This is a genomic window from Bacillus sp. J14TS2 (assembly GCF_018333015.1).
Classification (GTDB): Bacteria; Bacillota; Bacilli; order Bacillales; family Bacillaceae_C; genus Lederbergia.
Map to the genome: position 1 here is coordinate 1 of NZ_BORE01000035.1, position 16,622 is coordinate 16,622.

The 16,622-nt window shown below is 40.5% G+C and carries 15 protein-coding genes; 11 read left to right on the forward strand and 4 right to left on the reverse strand.

From position 1 onward, the window contains the following. Positions 1-465 precede the first annotated feature (465 nt). Positions 466-783 (forward strand): YuiB family protein, encoded by a 318-nt coding sequence (locus KI375_RS26670; RefSeq protein WP_207448054.1) that lies wholly within the window; start codon positions 466-468, stop codon positions 781-783. Between the two features lie 152 nt (positions 784-935). Here KI375_RS26670 and KI375_RS26675 read toward each other — a convergent pair whose 3' ends face one another. Continuing rightward, entirely contained in the window at positions 936-1,451 is a 516-nt protein-coding gene (locus tag KI375_RS26675; RefSeq protein WP_244853116.1) for a GNAT family N-acetyltransferase, read from the reverse strand. Positions 1,452-1,811: 360 nt separating this feature from the next. Next, positions 1,812-3,011 (reverse strand): DUF418 domain-containing protein, encoded by a 1,200-nt coding sequence (locus KI375_RS26680; RefSeq protein WP_212976398.1) that lies wholly within the window; start codon positions 3,009-3,011, stop codon positions 1,812-1,814. Between the two features lie 158 nt (positions 3,012-3,169). Between KI375_RS26680 and KI375_RS26685 the strand changes: the two genes are divergently transcribed. The 3 genes from KI375_RS26685 (at position 3,170) to KI375_RS26695 (ending at position 6,589) form a co-directional block, all read left to right on the forward strand. Next, a complete protein-coding gene (locus KI375_RS26685; protein WP_212976399.1) occupies positions 3,170-3,883 on the forward strand; it encodes a response regulator transcription factor in 714 nt (237 codons plus the stop codon). Further along, positions 3,880-5,610 carry a sensor histidine kinase gene (locus KI375_RS26690; protein ID WP_212976400.1) on the forward strand — a complete coding sequence of 577 codons (1,731 nt, stop codon included), beginning with the start codon at positions 3,880-3,882 and terminating at the stop codon, positions 5,608-5,610. The genes KI375_RS26685 and KI375_RS26690 overlap by 4 nt, the downstream gene beginning before the upstream one ends. A 298-nt stretch (positions 5,611-5,908) precedes the next feature. Then, on the forward strand, positions 5,909-6,589 hold the full coding sequence (locus KI375_RS26695; RefSeq protein ID WP_212976401.1) for a 3D domain-containing protein: 681 nt from the start codon (positions 5,909-5,911) through the stop codon (positions 6,587-6,589). An 86-nt stretch (positions 6,590-6,675) separates the two neighbouring features. On the opposite strand, the gene KI375_RS26700 is transcribed toward KI375_RS26695, so the two are convergent. Beyond that, entirely contained in the window at positions 6,676-7,167 is a 492-nt protein-coding gene (locus KI375_RS26700; RefSeq protein WP_212976402.1) for a divergent PAP2 family protein, read from the reverse strand. Positions 7,168-8,223: 1,056 nt separating this feature from the next. Here KI375_RS26700 and KI375_RS26705 point away from each other — a divergent pair. From KI375_RS26705 to KI375_RS26735, 7 genes are all read left to right on the forward strand, one after another. Further along, positions 8,224-9,720, forward strand: a complete 1,497-nt coding sequence (locus tag KI375_RS26705; protein WP_212976403.1) for a leucyl aminopeptidase — start codon at positions 8,224-8,226, stop codon at positions 9,718-9,720. 501 nt (positions 9,721-10,221) lie between these two features. Further along, positions 10,222-10,476 carry a hypothetical protein gene (locus KI375_RS26710; RefSeq protein WP_212976404.1) on the forward strand — a complete coding sequence of 85 codons (255 nt, stop codon included), beginning with the start codon at positions 10,222-10,224 and terminating at the stop codon, positions 10,474-10,476. A 78-nt stretch (positions 10,477-10,554) separates the two neighbouring features. Then, on the forward strand, positions 10,555-10,935 hold the full coding sequence (locus KI375_RS26715; RefSeq protein WP_244853119.1) for a PaaI family thioesterase: 381 nt from the start codon (positions 10,555-10,557) through the stop codon (positions 10,933-10,935). A 256-nt stretch (positions 10,936-11,191) separates the two neighbouring features. Then, positions 11,192-12,253 carry a DUF1646 family protein gene (locus KI375_RS26720; protein ID WP_212976406.1) on the forward strand — a complete coding sequence of 354 codons (1,062 nt, stop codon included), beginning with the start codon at positions 11,192-11,194 and terminating at the stop codon, positions 12,251-12,253. A 158-nt stretch (positions 12,254-12,411) separates the two neighbouring features. Continuing rightward, the gene (locus tag KI375_RS26725) at positions 12,412-12,828 is read left to right on the forward strand and encodes a MarR family winged helix-turn-helix transcriptional regulator (protein ID WP_212976407.1); all 417 of its coding nucleotides are present in this window, start codon (positions 12,412-12,414) and stop codon (positions 12,826-12,828) included. Positions 12,829-13,100: 272 nt separating this feature from the next. Further along, complete coding sequence (locus KI375_RS26730; RefSeq protein ID WP_212976408.1) at positions 13,101-14,135, forward strand: LLM class flavin-dependent oxidoreductase; 1,035 nt, start codon at positions 13,101-13,103, stop codon at positions 14,133-14,135. Between the two features lie 87 nt (positions 14,136-14,222). Then, positions 14,223-15,212 (forward strand): P-loop NTPase family protein, encoded by a 990-nt coding sequence (locus tag KI375_RS26735; RefSeq protein ID WP_212976409.1) that lies wholly within the window; start codon positions 14,223-14,225, stop codon positions 15,210-15,212. Between the two features lie 153 nt (positions 15,213-15,365). On the opposite strand, the gene KI375_RS26740 is transcribed toward KI375_RS26735, so the two are convergent. Further along, the gene (locus KI375_RS26740; protein WP_212976410.1) at positions 15,366-16,436 is read right to left on the reverse strand and encodes a DUF4037 domain-containing protein; all 1,071 of its coding nucleotides are present in this window, start codon (positions 16,434-16,436) and stop codon (positions 15,366-15,368) included. Between the last annotated feature and the right edge of the window lie 186 nt (positions 16,437-16,622).

Below are 16,622 nucleotides of genomic sequence, written 5' to 3' on the forward strand. Positions count from 1 at the left end.
GCCGTGCTGTCTAGCTACAGACGGCAGGAGCGAGAGACTCGCAGGATGCGAGTCCATCGGTGTTTCGACAGGACGTCGAGCCTTTAACCGATGTTCCGCAAAATAACCCTGAATCGCAGAAGGGGAAAGTCACCCTTCTTCGTTTCAGGAACATTTGCTTGTCGCTCCTAATCAGCCGTCTTTCGCATTTCATGTATCCTTTATCTCAGGTCTACAGGATGTAGGTCAGAACAGCGTTGCGACGTACAGGAGGTACTAGTGCAGACGAAGCGATACGACGTCGCGTTTGAGTCTGCCGCCAGGACGGCGCGTTTTTAGCTGTTCATCCTTACTATGAAAGTTTGTACGTCGCTAAACGAGCGCTTGCGCTTTTTTTCCTTTACAAGTAATTCCGATTGACGCTTTCTGCTAGATTCAGTAAACTGAAAGATAGTGTAAAATAAGGGGGAAATATCTGTGCCATCCATGAGTTTACCAGTTTTAATTATTTCAATGTTACTTTTCTTTGTGCTCTTTTTCGGGATTGGATTTATCCTAAACATGCTATTGCGTATGACATGGGTCATGGCTCTTGTGTATCCGGTTGTTGCATTATTGATTATAAATACATTGCCGTTCAGTCAATATTTTACAAATAGTAAAACAGCTTTCTCGCAATTAGGAAAGAATTTGACGAATCTGGCCCCAGCAGATATTACAATTCTATGTGCTGGTCTTGTCGGAGCGATTTTATCCGGTTTTACTATGCGCATTCTCAGGGCAAAAGGTTACCGGATGTTTTAAATGAGGGTCGATAAATAGATGCTGACACATTGCTGGTCAATCCTAAACTTTCAGCTTGAGACTTTGAAATTGAAAGATTACTAGCATCATTAGCAAAAGAACGCCAAAAGGGGAGAGTGGTCTTTTGGCGTTATGCGCCCTTTTCACATTACCTACCTCCTTCTATATTCCATTAACCAATTCGCCTCATCATTTATTTTTTTCACTTTCATGAATCCACATTTTTCATAACATCTTATTGCCCTTATGTTGGACACAGCAGGGTCTAAAAGAATGATCTCGGCATCGGTATGATGAGCTATATAATCCAGCATTAGACGAACCATGATTGCTCCAATCCCTTTGTTATAAAGCGAAGGGATACCAATAAATTGATCCATTCCATATATATTGAAATGTGCAGGATAGTCCAATTTTTCTTGTTCTTCTTTACTAAGTTTATACTGTTGTATAAAGCCTATGGGCATGTTGTCTAATTCAACAATATAAGGGATGATAGGAATTGCGCCATTCACTCTCGGTTCGTATTTATCCTTCACCTGTTGCAAAGTAAATGGGGCATTCACATCTCCATAGAATTCCAGAACCTCTTTTGTACTTAGCCATTGTGCCATTAGCTGAAAATCAGTATGTTTCATCTTTCTGATGGAAACATCGTTCGTCTTCAATATATTTATCCCTCCCTTTGTCAAAAAATAGGATATCAATTTCATTTTACGATGGGGTATCCTAATAAGTAAAATTTACTTAGCTCCAGCGCCTAGCAAATTTATGGTTTCTTTCTAGGATAAGTCAACATCGATTCGCCTTTATGGGTTCATCGTGTTTCTTTTATTTCCTTAGAACCCTTTAAATTTGTTCGTCGCTGAAGAGGCGCTGTAATGGCCTGATAACAGGCTTTTGGTCACAAAAGCCATCCGATGTGCAGGACGTCGTATTTTGAGCCTGTCACCAGGACGGCGTGAATTTATCCTTCGATCCTCTCAAATCAGTGGGTAGGGAAGAAAATCCCCTGTTGAAATTTCACTTTATGCAGCTTTCGACTGCTTTTTTCGTTTTTTCAGTCTTCCTGTCCAAGAGAAATAGGTCCAGATGCGGTTGATCATCTCAAGTGGGCCAGAACGGAAATAAATTAAATAATAGTGACTAATGAACATTTGCAATCCAAAGATGGCAAGGCCGAGAAGGATGCTGAAGCCGATGCCCATTTTGCTGAATTGTCCTAAGCCATACCCATAGAAAATGGTTGTACAGACGATTGTATGTAATATATAATTCGTCAGGGATAATTTTCCTACACTTTCCAATAGTTTACGCAGTTCCCCTGACCAATTTTGGCAGTATAAAAGCGCCATACTGAAAATATATCCGACTGCAAGCAATGGTCCGCCGAGTGTAATGGCCAATTCTGACCAGCTTGTTTCTGGGAAGAACTGATATATGGTTTTTAAGACGAGCCCAACAGGAACCAGAATGGCTGCAGCATATTTATAAAGTTTTTTCTCCTTTAATGGATTGAAAAATAGTTTGCGTTTTGCTGCATACATGCCAAAGAGAAACATAGGCGCTGTGAAAATCGGAGAAAATAAGGTTACAAACAGCAAGAAATAGAAATCCTCTTCTAAAGGAGCTTCATGATTACGATGGTATTTGATTTCTTGATAGGTACCTGTTCCGTAAATATCATTGGTCTTTTCAATATAAGGTGCTAATTTTTGGGGAGAAGCAAGTTCAGTCTGCCCGCCATCTATAAAAGCACCAATCCCGACAAATAGCAGTAATAAGGAGGAAAGCAGGATGCCCCAAACGAGAATGGTCTTTTGTTTGCGTTTGAGAAACAGTAAAAGGAAAAAGCCCATAATACCATAAAAAGTTAAAATATCCCCTTCCCATAAAAATGTTGCATGTAAGCCGCCTACTACCAACAAAAAAATGGATCTCCGCACAAAATATCGTTTTATCTTCAACCCTTTCTCTTCCAAATTTTCTTTCAACATCATCATCGAATAGCCAAATAGAAAAGTGAAAATCGGCATAAAGCTCTCTTCTACAAAAATCCGTAAAAATTCATTCAGAAAGGAATCCATGGGGGAGAGCGTGAAGAATTCCATTTCATCCTTTCCCCAAATACCGTACTGAAAAATCAACAGATTTGCTAATAGTATGCCTAATAGGCTAAATCCACGAATCCCATCAATAGCTTGAACTCTACTCTTTTTATTTTTCATTTATCCATCTCCTAAAAACATTTGATCCTATCTTCATCATAAGAGAAGGAATTAACCAGGAAGCAACCTGAACCTTACCATTGCCTTAATTCTTACGACAACTTGTTTAACTATAAGAAAGGTTCTTATGCTAGGATGAGGGAGAAGGAGTGAGACTTATGAAAGACAGTCCGATTTTATTAGTGGACGATGAAGTAGCAATCATGCAGATGGTTGAAATGGTGTTAAAAAAAGAAGGATTTACCCATATATATAAAGCAGAGACAGGCGAGGAAGCAATGGCGTGGGTTCGAAAAGCAGCAATCGACTTTATTGTCTTAGATGTTATGCTCCCTGATGCAAATGGTTTTGATTTATGTGAGAAAATCCGTGAATATTCGGATGCATATGTGTTATTTTTAACCGCAAAGATAACTGATTTTGATGTTTTAACAGGGTTTGATAAAGGCGGGGATGACTACGTGACAAAGCCATTTAACCCGCTTGAAATTGTCGCTCGCATTAAAGCGCAACTAAGAAGAAAGCAAGACGTGAGGACTTCTCCCATTCGACATCATAAAAAGCGACATGATTTCGGGCACTTTATTTTAGATGAGGAAACAGGGGACTTACTTGTCGAAGGGAAAATTGTGCCGTGTCCGGCCCAAGTCTATTTATTGTTACTTTATTTTTGCAAACACCCGAATCGTGTTTTATCGAAGGAGCAACTATTTACTGCGGTGTGGGGCTATGAACATATGGCAGATGATAATACGGTCATGGTTCATATTCGCAGAATTCGCGAAAGAATTGAACCAGATCCTAGCAGTCCGATCTTTCTGCTTACTGTGCGTGGACTAGGTTACAAGCTCGTAAAGGAAGTCTCCTCATGAAACTGCAAAGAAGGCTTGCTTTCCATTTTTCTATTCAATTTATTGTTCTATTCATTTCCGTCTTTTTATTATTTGTTTTTTTGCTTATTTTAGTAGCCAATTTAATGACGCAAGATGAGTTAAACACAAATACAGCAGATGGTTTAGTAGAGGCGATTCCAACCGTAGCTGTTATTGAGAATGATACCGTAAAACTAGATCGTAAATGGTCAGACTTATTAGCGGAAAATGATATGTGGATGCAAATTATGAATAAGGATGGTCGCGTTATTTATTCTGCTCATACACCAGCCTCTTTACCAACGTCCTACACGGTTAATGAACTGTTTTTAATGGAAGAGAACCGAGAAATTGATCATTACCCGATCCGAACCAATTATGATTCGTGGTTGTATGGGAAGCATTACTATGTGTTTGGCTTCCAGCATAATGATAAGGAAATGCTTGGAGAATGGTTTTCTGCTTATAGTCATGAGGGCATGGTGCCGGAACAAGCTCTCCCTGCTCTCGAAATTGAATTACAGGAAATGGATAGCTATTTGCAAATCTTTGATGGTGGGGAACTGGTCCAGACAATTGGCGAGGGTGAAGAGCAAAGTTGGAATGCATTAGAATTGATTGGTCGTATTTATGAGCCAGGGAAGCATCCGACACAGGTAAAGGTTTATAATGATCCTGCTTCCAATATATCATGGGTATTGCATGTACCTAGTAAAGAGGCAGAAAAACCGGTTTGGTTGTTTTCTGATCAAGAAGCACAAATTTTAATCATCTCGATTGTAGTGAGCTTGCTTGTGACGATTTTCTTTTCTGCTTGGAATGGCTATCGCTATGGTCGTCCATTAATTTTGTTTGTCAATTGGTTGGAGCGGATGGAGAATCAACGCTATGATGAAGTATTGACAGAAAAAGAGAAAAAACGACTGTTCAAGAAAAAAGGAAAAACAAAGTACCGCTATCGCCTATATCAAGAAGTGTTTCACTCCTTTTATCGGATGGCTGAGAAGTTGAATAAGGCAGAGGTGGAAAGGGAAAGGCTTGAGCGGTCAAGGGAAGAATGGATGGCGGGGATCTCACATGATTTGCGTACGCCCTTATCGACAATTCAAGGTTATGGACATATGCTAGAAAGCAATAAATATGACTTTTCTAGGCATGAGCTTGAAGAGATTGGCAAAGTGATTCGCAACAAAGGTGATTATATGCTCCAGCTTGTCAATGATTTTTCCTTGGTTTTTCAATTGAAAAATAGTGTGATTCATTTGGAAAAGCAAGAACTAGAGTTGAATCAATATGTAAAGAAAATCACGGCGAAATTTAAAGCGGATCTTACACTTGCTCATTTTTCAATGGAGTTTGTTGGGACTGATCAGCCACTCTATATTGATTTGGATCCGAAATGGTTTACAAGAGTGTTGGATAATCTGATTCATAATGCAATTAAGCATAATCCTCCTCATACGAAGATTGTTGTTAGAATTGTAGCAGATCAAGAGATGGCGCGTATCCAAATTGAGGATAATGGCAAAGGAATGGATGAGGTCTTTGTGCAAAATTTGTTTGTTCGTTATTATAGAGGGACGAATACCAGTGAAAAAGAAGATGGTCTTGGTTTAGGCATGAGCATTGCCAAGGCAATCGTCGAGTTGCATGGTGGAGAAATAGACGTTGAATCCTCTGTTGGAAATGGGACTAAAATGGCGATTTACCTGCCCTATCAATCATAAAATTTTGAACTAAATGAGTGAAATCTAGAGGCTTTTGAGAAGACTAAAGCGGTTTTTGGTCAATTTTTCCAACATTAACGGTCAGTAATCCCTACCGTTGGGATCCGGATTGATTCACCCCCGCTGGACACAGGTCATAGAGGCGTTTTGACGTACAACAAGTGATGCGATAGATGTCATGATTTGGGGCAAATCAATGGGGATGGAAGAAAATGCCACTGATTGAAGTTTCATTTTATGATTAAAACCTCTCAAACTGGGAAAAGATATAGTTTGAGAGGAGTGTTATAAAATAAAGATGAAATTATTCATTAAAAGAACGTGTATGGTGCTTTTATTTTCATTAGCACTTATCACGACAATCGAATTTTTAACGGGGATACAAATGAAATCATTGGCTATGATGTGGACAACACATTCAGCGCCTCAACCACAAGAGCATCCAAAAATTACAATGTCGGCCATGAAGGACACAACAGAGAAGCTAGAAGAGTCTGATACATATCATGGAAATATCCTTCGAGATATAAATCAGCTGGAAGACCTTGATAAACAAGATTGGTCCAAATATCCGAGTAAAGAAGTAGTTGCCACTGGTTATACAGCTGGAGTAGAATCGACAGGAAAAGAGCCTGATCATCCTTCTTATGGCATCACCTATTCAGGGGTTGAGGTCACAAGAGATGTCTATTCTACGATCGCAGCAGATACGGATGTCTTTCCGCTAGGAACCATCCTTTTTATTCCAGGCTATGGATATGGAGTTGTCGCGGATACGGGTTCGAAAATAAAAGGCAATAAGATTGATTTGTATTATCAAACTGTGGACGATGTTTATAATGAATGGGGAAAGCAAACGGTAGAAGTGTTTATTATTGAAGAAGGCGATGGGAAGTTGACGGAAGAAACACTAGCATCTTTGAATGAAGAAGAATCCATTCAAGTATTCCGGCAAAATTTCTTGAAAAAAAATAAATAAAAAGATCTGTCTCGCCCTTTGCAGAGGGTGCGACAGATCTTTTTTTGATGAAGGTTGAACTTTTATAAAACCAGAGGGCTATTAAATTATAATAATTCAAACAAATTATAGATCACAATGGCCCAAAGAATCCCTGTTACACAACCAAAGAATACTTCCACTGGTTTATGCCCTAGTAATTCTTTTAAATGTTGAAATTCTTCCTGCTTTTGTTTGGCTGTTCTACCTTGCCAAGCTTGTATATCGGAAATCATATTTTGAAAATCAACTCGTAGCCGATTAATGACAGCTGCTTGCTCCCCAGCTTGTCTGCGAACGCCTGTTGCATCATACATGACGATCGTAGCGAAAACAGCCGAAATAGCAAACAAGGTTGAGTCAAAGCCAGAATCAATTCCCACACTTGTCGCTAAAGCCGTCACTCCCGCAGAATGGGAACTAGGCATGCCTCCAGTGGAAGTAATTAATTTCCAATTTACTTTTCTTGTCACAATAAACTGCAGCGGTACTTTTACAAACTGTGCAAAAAAGATCGCAGATATCGCAATCCAAAGCGGATAATTATGAAGGAGACTCATCCATGACATCCTTTCCATCACAAGTAGACGGTTTCAATTTATTAATTGGCATAAGTTTCCCCCTTCAAGAGTTTAAGCGGGAGTCAAATGCTAGTAAATCCTCGATTTGTATAATTTAGGTCAATCGGGAATGAAGTTTCACTTTATCATACCACAAAATATTCTAAGAAAGAATTATAAATACTGCAGGGAAGGATTGACTTTTTATTAGGTGGCTAAATCTCATTTGGGAGGGGAGCGAAATCGCATGGCCGTGCCCGAAATAGGATGAAGCCAGAAAAAGGGGAACGGCGAAGGGTGTGGCCGTGCCTGAAAAAAGGGGAAGCGAGGAAAAAGGGAACGGCGAAGGGTGTGGCCGTGCCCGAAATAGGAGGAAGCGAGAAAAAGGGGAACGGCGAAGGGAGTGGCCGTGCCCGAAATAGGGAGAAACGAGGAAAAGGGGAATGGCGAAGAGGATGGCCGTTCCCGAAATAGGGAGAAACGAGGAAAAAGGGAACGGCGAGGAGGATGGCCGTGCCTGAAATAGGATGAGCGAGAAAAAGGGGGACTGCGAAGGGAGTGGCCGTGCCTGAAAAAAGGGGAAGCGAGGAAAAAGGGAACGGCGAAGGGAGTGGCCGTGCCCGAAATAGAGGGAAGCGAGAAAAAGGGGGATGGAGAAGGGAGTGGCCGTGCCCAAAATAGGGAGAAACGAGGAAAAGGGGAACGGCGAGAAGGGGGGCCGTGCCCGAAATAGGATGAAACGAGAAAGAGGGGAACGGCGAAGGGTGTGGCAGTGACGTTAATCGTGAGCATCATGAAAAAGCGTAAGGGTAAAGGGCCTGGCCGTATCGTTGTTCGAAAGAAGGATTAAAAAACGTAAGGGTGAAGCGGTCGATCGTAACGTTGTTCGAAATAAGCATTGAAAAACGTAACGATGAATCGTCTGATCATAACGTTATGCGAGAAAAAATGTAAAACCGTAAATACCATAAATCCGGCGTTTTTTCTTGCTGCTAAGTCCTTCTAATTCAATCCCTTTCATTCATTAGGTATAATTGATTGGAAGGAGGTATGTATATGTTTACAGTGAAACATGAGGATCTATTTACAGGCCAGCAGGAATGTCTGGTGGTTGGGTTATGGGACCAACCTGAAAAATTCGCGGGAAGGCTTAAGGCACTTGACGAGGCATTGGATGGCCAATTAACAGAGCTAGTGAAATCAGGTGATATATCAGCCAAACATGAGGCGCTTTCGCTCATACATACATTTGGAAAAATAAAAAGTAAGCGACTTTTATTTGTTGGTTTAGGCAGGGAAAAAGCTGAAGCAGATATAAAAACAGCACTCGGTCAAGCCAGTAAAAAAATTCAAGATTTACGAATTCACTCTTTTGCCATTGATCTGGATTCTTTTACAAGCGCGAAGATCAGTGTAATGGAAGCGGCTTTTGCTGTTGGGGAGGCTTATTCATTATCAACCTATGCGTTTAAAGGGTATAAGCAAAAATCCAATGAACCAGATGTGGAAATTGAGAATATTGATGTGTATACAGAGAATTCAGCTGAAGAAATTGAATCCTCTTTACAGGTTGGTCAGGTTTATGGTGAAGCAACCAATTCAGCACGAACACTCGTTAATACGCCTGGGAATTTATTAACAGCGGCTGATTTAGCAGCTTATGCAAGAGCATTAGCTGAAGAAGTGGAATTAGAGGTAGAAATTTTAGAGCGGGAGGAAATGGAGAAGCTTGGCATGGGAGCACTTCTTGCTGTCAACCAAGGTTCAGTTGAACCACCTTATATGATTGTGTTGAAATATCAAGGTAAGAAAGAATGGGATGACGTGATTGGCCTAGTTGGAAAAGGTGTGACCTTTGATACTGGCGGTTATTCACTGAAACCGAAAACAGGCATTGTTGGGATGAAAACGGATATGGGGGGAGCGGCGGCTGTTCTAGGAGCCATGGAAGTAATTGGAAAGGTACGGCCAAAACAAAATGTTGTCGCTGTTATCCCAGCTACAGATAATATGATCAGTGGGGACGCCATGAAACCTGATGACGTAATTACCTCCATGAACGGAAAAACGATCGAGGTATTAAATACAGATGCAGAAGGCAGATTAGTTTTAGCGGATGCGATGACATACGCTAAACAACATGGAGCCAATTATCTTATTGATGTGGCTACTTTAACAGGGGGTGTGATCGTCGCCTTAGGTCTAGATAAAACCGGTGCTTTGGCAAACCATGAGGAGCTATTTGATGAAGTATTGCTTGCTTCCAAAGCTTCTGGGGAATTCATTTGGCGTTTGCCTTATACAGAGCAAGATAAAAAACGCGTACGCTCCAGCACGATTGCGGATTTAAATAATTCACCTGGCAGGGAAGGTCATGCGATCATGGGGGGCGCTTTTATTGGCGAGTTCGCAGAAGGCACGCCATGGGTCCATCTTGATATTGCTGGGACCGCCACTACGAATAAAGCTCATTCCTTAGGTCCTTCAGGGGCAACTGGGGTGATGGTCCGTACCCTTGCTTTACTTGTGGAAAATCACGGGACGAAAGAATAAACTTCAACATTAGGAAAGTGTTATTTTATCTCGAATTAACTTGCAGTAAGACCCCCAACTTCAAGAATTCGAGGTAAAAACGAGAGGAGGACAACTGCCAGTAATACCCGATTGGTTCAGGCCGGCAGGACGCAGGTCACAAAGGGCGTAGCGATGTATAGGATGTACTAACTAGTGCAGACGAAGCGACAGGACGTCGCATTTGAGTCTGCCAACAGGATGTTGCGAATTTAGACTTTGATCCTTAACCATTCAGTGGGGGATGGAAAAAAACTACTGAATGAAGTTTCACTTTATCCCCGATTTGTTTAGACTGTGATCTTCGAAATTTAGTTGGCATGTAGGCATGATTTTATGAAATAGGACAATGCCCAAACCAGTTCCGCTTTTGTCGCATATAAAGAATAGAAGGAGGCGCTTTTCAGTCTCTGCCCTATTTTGGCTAAGTGTAAGCTTAGAAAAGTAGAGAAGTTCTGTATCGACAAAGGAGGTAACTAAATAATGCATTATTATCGAGGACCCCAGCCTTATCAAGATCAACGCTTTTTCTTTGGCGCTCCGCTTATTGGTGGATTTGTAGGCGGCTTACTAGGCGGAGGAATTGCGAATGCGGTTTTCCGTCCACGGCCTTATTATCCACCGCCTTATCCACCACGTCCTGTCCCATATGGATACGGACCTGGTGGCCCGTATGGTGGTGCCCCGGGTTACGGACCTTATGGTGGTTATGGTGGCGCAGGTCCGTATGGATATTAATATAAATTTTTTTGATCGACCATTATTCCCCCAATATTTTGGGGGTTTTATTATACAATGAATAGAGAGGTGTTGAAGATGAAAAAGCAAACATTAGTTGAAAATTTAGGGATTCACTTTCTTGAGGTAGAAAAGGGGGCAATCATTGCCACCATGCCAGTTGATGAACGGACGATTCAACCCTTTGGCTATTTGCATGGCGGGGCGTCAGTTGCGCTTGCTGAAACGGTCGCCAGCTACGGGGCTGCTCAGCTCATTGATCCTGCGAAAGAAATTTGCTTTGGACTAGAAATTAATGCGAATCATATTCGAGCCAAGCAAGATGGACAAGTCACAGCAACCGCAGAGGTCCTTCATCATGGAAAAAGTACGATGGTTTGGGATGTGAAAATTCGTGATGAAGAGGGACAGCTTATCTGTGTCTCGAGATGCACGATCGCAGTAGTACCGAAGAAATAACTAAGTATACTTCGGATGCAAGTTAATGTATTCTATTTAAAAAAGCTTTGCCAAGCCAGTTATCATATGGTAAACTAAAACCAATATAAACTTGAATATAATGTGAATTTTTAGGAGGAGTCTGTCACCAAGGGGAAATTATGCCCTTTGGTAGACAGGCTCTTTTTTGTTTTTATTTCTGGTGGAAGGAGGAATGGGAGAGGAGACTTGAGTGTCTCTATAATAAGAGGATTTTGATGGAAAGGGAGAGATGTTTATGTTCGTCATTATTGGATTAACGATCATATTGTTATTGGTTCTGTTGCTTCCGTTTACGAAGTTGGTAGAACGAAACTTAGAAGTATTCTTGTTTATTATGGGCGTTTTATCTGTATTAGTTAGCCAAGTAATGGACTGGCCTCTGATTAAGGAGGCATTGCTTCATCCAATAAACATTACCATAGCTGTACTAGTCGCGGGTCTTCTATTTCGTTGGTTTAAAGCGCCTATTGAAAAGGGCATTGTAGGGATGAGTAATGCTATTAACTTTCGGTTGTTTATTGCTTTACTTGTAATTGTGCTGGGACTACTTTCAAGCTTGATTACCGCTATTGTTGCGGCCGTTATTCTCGTATCTGTCATCAGTGTACTCAAGCTTGATCGCCAATCTGAAATTAGACTTGTGATCCTTGCTTGCTTTGCCATTGGAATGGGAGCTGTGTTAACGCCAATTGGTGAACCATTGTCAACCATTGTTGTAGGAAGTTTGAATGAAAGCTTTCTTTATTTATTCAAATTAGTTGGAATCTATGTGATTCCCGGAGTAATTGTTTTCGGAATCCTTGCCGCATTGATGATTAAGCCAAAAGCCAAATCAGCCGAACATGCGAATCAGGAAAATGGTGAAATTCAAACGGGAATGAAAGATGATTCCCACTCCGAAACAGAGTCCTATGGTGAAATTATTATTCGAAGTTTAAAAATTTACATTTTCGTTATGGCCTTGACGTTTTTGGGAGCGGGCTTCCAACCTTTCATTGAAAAATTCCTGCTTGATTTGAGTCCACTTGCATTATACTGGATTAACATGATTTCTGCTGTACTGGACAATGCTACTCTTGCTGCAGCTGAAGTAAGTCCAGCTATGAGCGAAGCAACCATTAAGGCTCTATTACTCGGGCTCCTTGTTAGTGGAGGGATGCTCATTCCTGGAAATATACCAAATATTATTGCTGCAGGAAAGCTGAAAATTACTAGTTTACAATATGCGCGATTTGCGTTTCCTGTTGGTTTAATTGCGATGGCAGCATATTTTGTTGTGATTCTTATAGCTGGTTAATAAAGTGGGAGATTTTCCATCTCCCCCCACTTAACCGTTTCGAGGGTGAAAACCGGATTAAGGTGCTGTTGAGTGATGATGAATAGTACGTAAATTGACTTGAATAAATGGTGGGAATATACTTAGGTTGCTAAATAAAAAATAGGTAGGTAAAGTATATGGTTGATGCTGAGATTAGAGAGCTCCTTGGTAAATTATGCTCGCAAACACGTCGTAATTACTCGGGTTTACTGCAAGAATTCAATCTTCATGTTGGTCAAGAACATGCACTATGCCAACTTTGGATGGAAGAAGGAATTACACAGTTCGAGTTGAGTAAACGTATGGGGTGTGAACCTCCCACTCTAACGAATATGTTGAAAAAACTTGAAGAGTATGGGTTAATCTATCGTAAACGTGATCCTGTAGACGGAAGGGTAAGCAGAGTGTACCTAACCTCGGAAGGTCGAGCTTTAAAGCAACCGATTCAGGAGGTTTGGGGAAAGCAGCAAGAGAAATTGTTGGACGGGATTTTACCAGAGGAACGCATGTTATTGCGGCGTTTATTACAACAAATGCTGGAAAACATTTCTTAATCTTGATTTTTTGAGTAGAGTTTATTAGTAAACTAACTAAATTTTGTATGAAAAAGTTTTTGATCCAACTTCTAAGGTTATTTTCAGTCATACAAATAACGCGAGACTGCCATCAGTAGGGGGTTTCTTCATCCCACACTGATGGTTAGCGAGACTTATCGGGGTGTTAGCGTCCGTTATCCTCCGCTTAGACTTCTTTGAAATTTCCTAGTCTTGAAGTGGGAGTCTTACGGACTGTTGCACCGGGATAAATAAGAAGGGATTGATTGACGATGGCAAGTAACCAAGTAAATGGAGATTTGAAATTATCCATTTTAGATTTAGCGACTATGTATAATGGGGAGTCAGCCACGCAAACATTGCAAAGTTCTACGGATCTAGTACAGCTGGCCGATTGCCTTGGCTATACACGCTACTGGTTTGCGGAACATCATAACACCAAGCATCAGATGAGTACCTCTCCGGATGTATTAAGCGCTCATGCAGCGGCTGTTACAAAAAATATTCATATCGGTTCTGGCGGAATCATGTTGCCGAATCATAGTCCACTAAAGGTAGCGGAAAATTTTTCCTTATTGGAGGCATTGCATCCTGGGCGAATTGATTTGGGAATCGGACGAGCTCCTGGAACGGATGGTCTGACCGCACTGGCATTAAGACGTTCAAGAGAAGCAGTTACAACGTATGATTTTCCAGAACAATTAGATGAATTACTTTCCTTTTTAACGCATGATTTTCCAAATGATCATCCGTTCAAAAATATTACACCTTCCCCGGATAAGGGGTTGATTCCGGATATTTATATGCTTGGCTCCAGTGATGGGGGAATGCAATTTGCTTCTCACTATGGACTTGGCTTTGTTTTTGCAGCACATATTTCACCGCAGTTAGCTGTTCCAATGTTGCGGGCTTATCGTAAAAACTTTAATCCATCCGCTTTTATGCAGGAACCGAATAGTGTCCTAAGCCTGATTGTGATTGCAGCAGAGACTGAGGAAGAAGCTGAATATCTAGCAGGGCCAGCAGAATTACAATGGGTAAGATGGGGAACAGGTGCGTTTCATCATGCTCCGCCAACACTTGAAGAAGCAAGTTCTCATAGATATACAGCTCAGGAGGAAGCAGTGCGCCAAGAAAATAAAGGTCGTTTTGTGGTCGGGAATGTGGGAAATGTAGCGGAGAAACTCAAGAAACTCGCAACAGAGGCTATGGTGGATGAGATCATGATCTTGGATATGTTGACCGAAAAAAATTCACGGCATAAATCATATGAATTATTAGCAGATGCCTTTAATCTTAAGTCTTAAGGCTTAAGGCTCCATAACAGATGGAATGATAATATTAGCACTCTGCCTCTGAGAGTGCTAATATTATTTTTAATAGGGAGTGATTTGATGGAAGCTACCAAATTAATAATGGTTGAGGGGATTCCCGGTTCGGGAAAATCCACTACTGCACAATCTATTTCAAAAAGTTTGGATAGGATGGGGTATAAACATAAGTGGTGGTACGAAGAAGAGCAAGGACACCCAGTTTATGTGTATGATGATAATAAAGCAATGCAGAAGATTATTGATGATTTATCGAGCGGAAATTATCAAAAAGTGATAGCTCTAGCTTTAAAAAGCTGGAACGAATTTGTTGTCGAAGTTCAGTCATCTTCTGATATTATTATTGTTGATAGCTGCCTTTTTGGTTATTTAACATGGAGTTTATTTCCATTTGAGGTTCCAAAGCAGGAGATTGTGCAATATGTCAAGGATGTGGAGCGAATAATAAAACCGTTAAATCCGCATATTATTTACTTTTACCAAAGTGATATTGGAGCAGCACTCGAAAAAATCTGCACCCGAAGAGGTGAAGATACGGAAAACAACTTTGTTCGTGCCGCAACTCAATCACCTTATGGAAAATCCAAAGGTTTAATTGGATTTAAAGGTATGGTTACATATTGGCAAGACTACCGTTCAATAATTGATCAGGCCTTTCAGGACTTAGAATGTCCAAAAATTGCTATTAACAACACGGATGGTAATTGGTCTGACTATACTGATGAGATAGCCGCATTTCTAGGCATTAGCGAAGAAGATGGAAGCGCTGTGAACGAACAGAATTTCCATCATGTAGTTGGGACATACTCTGCAGAGCTGAAAGGGATAAAGGACTGTTCGCTACAAATTCAATCGGGAAATTTAATTGCAGATGGCCTTCCCCATACATGGAAACAATCATTGTTAATTCCAAGATCATTACATGTATTCGACGTTCAGTCACTGCCATTTCAAGTAAGATTTGTTAATGAGGATAATAGACTGCGGATGTACTTAACAGGTCCAGCTTTATTAACCGGCCCGGTTAATTATGTATTTACTAAGAGAATGTAAATAAAGATTAAAGCCCACGCCATGCAACAGGAGGTGGATGGATTATTGAAAAACTTCTTCGGGCTAGCGTGGGTCCGATGATTACATCGACAGAATTCGTGGGCAGGCGATCCATTTCATTTAATACTCAATCTTCAAGTAGTGACTAGTATTCTACTCTTTTTTCACCCGGGATTTTGAAAGTGTTTTTGCATAACCTTCTCGGAGGATCTTTGGCCAATCTGAAAAATTAATCATTGCATCAGACACATTGGTCATTTGATCAACAGTTCCTACAGAAATTAGTTTTTGTAAATTTGGATCTTCAATACTTTCGGTACAAGCGTCCTTATAGGCGCTAGAATTGAATATTTTGTAAGGACGGACTGCATGATTTATTCCGACCTCATAAGAAACGATTTGGGGTTTAATCACCATAGAAAATCCAAGTCTATTGTGGTTTTCCCCTAATCTAACAAGCATTTGTTGCAGTAATTCAATTTGTTTATCCTTATCATCACTAGAAAAAACTTCCCAGGATTTTTCTCTGAAAAAGTTAGATCCTGTTATTTTCCCAAAGACTGAACCAAGCCATTTATCATAAGGTTTGTACTGTTTATTTTGTAAAAACCACATTTCAATAATATATCGAACTATCTTTTGCACAATGAGTTGAGATCCTAAATAATCTTCGGCTTGTACAGTACGTTGTATCAGTCGTTCATTTGCCCAAATTAAATACCACTGTGAAGCCATGGTCCACCGCCACACATCATCAGGATACCATGAAAGAATTTGTTTGGCCTTTTTATAATCACCAAGAGAATCTGCGAAGGAAATCCCGCCGACAAATTGCAGTAAGTGCTGTTGCGGAAAAGATAGCCAATCATCATAGGATAAAGCGTGAATATCTTTAATACCTAGATTGTTCTGTAGCCATTCCTTAGCAGTAATAACTTGAATATTGCTCGTATCCTCATCTATGGAGGTAGAATATCCAAGAAACCTTTCTGGTAAATTTGCTAAAATTCTGTTCCGGATCAGTTGGATTTCATTATTCTCGGAAACAAAAATAGTTACTCGTGGCCCCCAATCATGATCTGTCGAGATTGGCTGATCGAAGCCTAAAACATCAGATCCCTCCCCAACAAAAACAGCATCATGAGGGATGTTCGCTAATAAAGGTTGGATAATCTCCCTATAGAATTGACTTGAAAGAGTTCTTCCTTGTATGAATGTATTCAAATATTACCCTCCCATTTCTAAGTTCATTTGTAATGATTTTACCATTGTTAAGGAAACTACACTAGCGTTGCATAAAAAAGCGATAATAAAGTCAAGTGATTTGTTTTCTACGAGAGACGATATATAACTGAATATTCAGTTATATATCGTCTCTTTGCAAAAAAAAAGGAGAATGGGAATTAAGGG

Excerpts from the sequence above, each read along its gene's own strand:
- KI375_RS26695 (WP_212976401.1), top strand. The coding sequence starts at position 5,909 with ATGAAATTATTCATTAAAAGAACGTGTATGGTGCTTTTATTTTCATTA.
- KI375_RS26700 (WP_212976402.1), bottom strand. The coding sequence starts at position 7,167 with ATGAGTCTCCTTCATAATTATCCGCTTTGGATTGCGATATCTGCGATC.
- KI375_RS26710 (WP_212976404.1), top strand. The coding sequence starts at position 10,222 with ATGCATTATTATCGAGGACCCCAGCCTTATCAAGATCAACGCTTTTTC.
- KI375_RS26725 (WP_212976407.1), top strand. The coding sequence starts at position 12,412 with ATGGTTGATGCTGAGATTAGAGAGCTCCTTGGTAAATTATGCTCGCAA.
- KI375_RS26690 (WP_212976400.1), top strand. The coding sequence starts at position 3,880 with ATGAAACTGCAAAGAAGGCTTGCTTTCCATTTTTCTATTCAATTTATT.
- KI375_RS26705 (WP_212976403.1), top strand. The coding sequence starts at position 8,224 with ATGTTTACAGTGAAACATGAGGATCTATTTACAGGCCAGCAGGAATGT.
- KI375_RS26670 (WP_207448054.1), top strand. The coding sequence starts at position 466 with ATGAGTTTACCAGTTTTAATTATTTCAATGTTACTTTTCTTTGTGCTC.
- KI375_RS26680 (WP_212976398.1), bottom strand. The coding sequence starts at position 3,011 with ATGAAAAATAAAAAGAGTAGAGTTCAAGCTATTGATGGGATTCGTGGA.
- KI375_RS26735 (WP_212976409.1), top strand. The coding sequence starts at position 14,223 with ATGGAAGCTACCAAATTAATAATGGTTGAGGGGATTCCCGGTTCGGGA.
- KI375_RS26730 (WP_212976408.1), top strand. The coding sequence starts at position 13,101 with ATGGCAAGTAACCAAGTAAATGGAGATTTGAAATTATCCATTTTAGAT.
- KI375_RS26720 (WP_212976406.1), top strand. The coding sequence starts at position 11,192 with ATGTTCGTCATTATTGGATTAACGATCATATTGTTATTGGTTCTGTTG.
- KI375_RS26715 (WP_244853119.1), top strand. The coding sequence starts at position 10,555 with ATGAAAAAGCAAACATTAGTTGAAAATTTAGGGATTCACTTTCTTGAG.
- KI375_RS26685 (WP_212976399.1), top strand. The coding sequence starts at position 3,170 with ATGAAAGACAGTCCGATTTTATTAGTGGACGATGAAGTAGCAATCATG.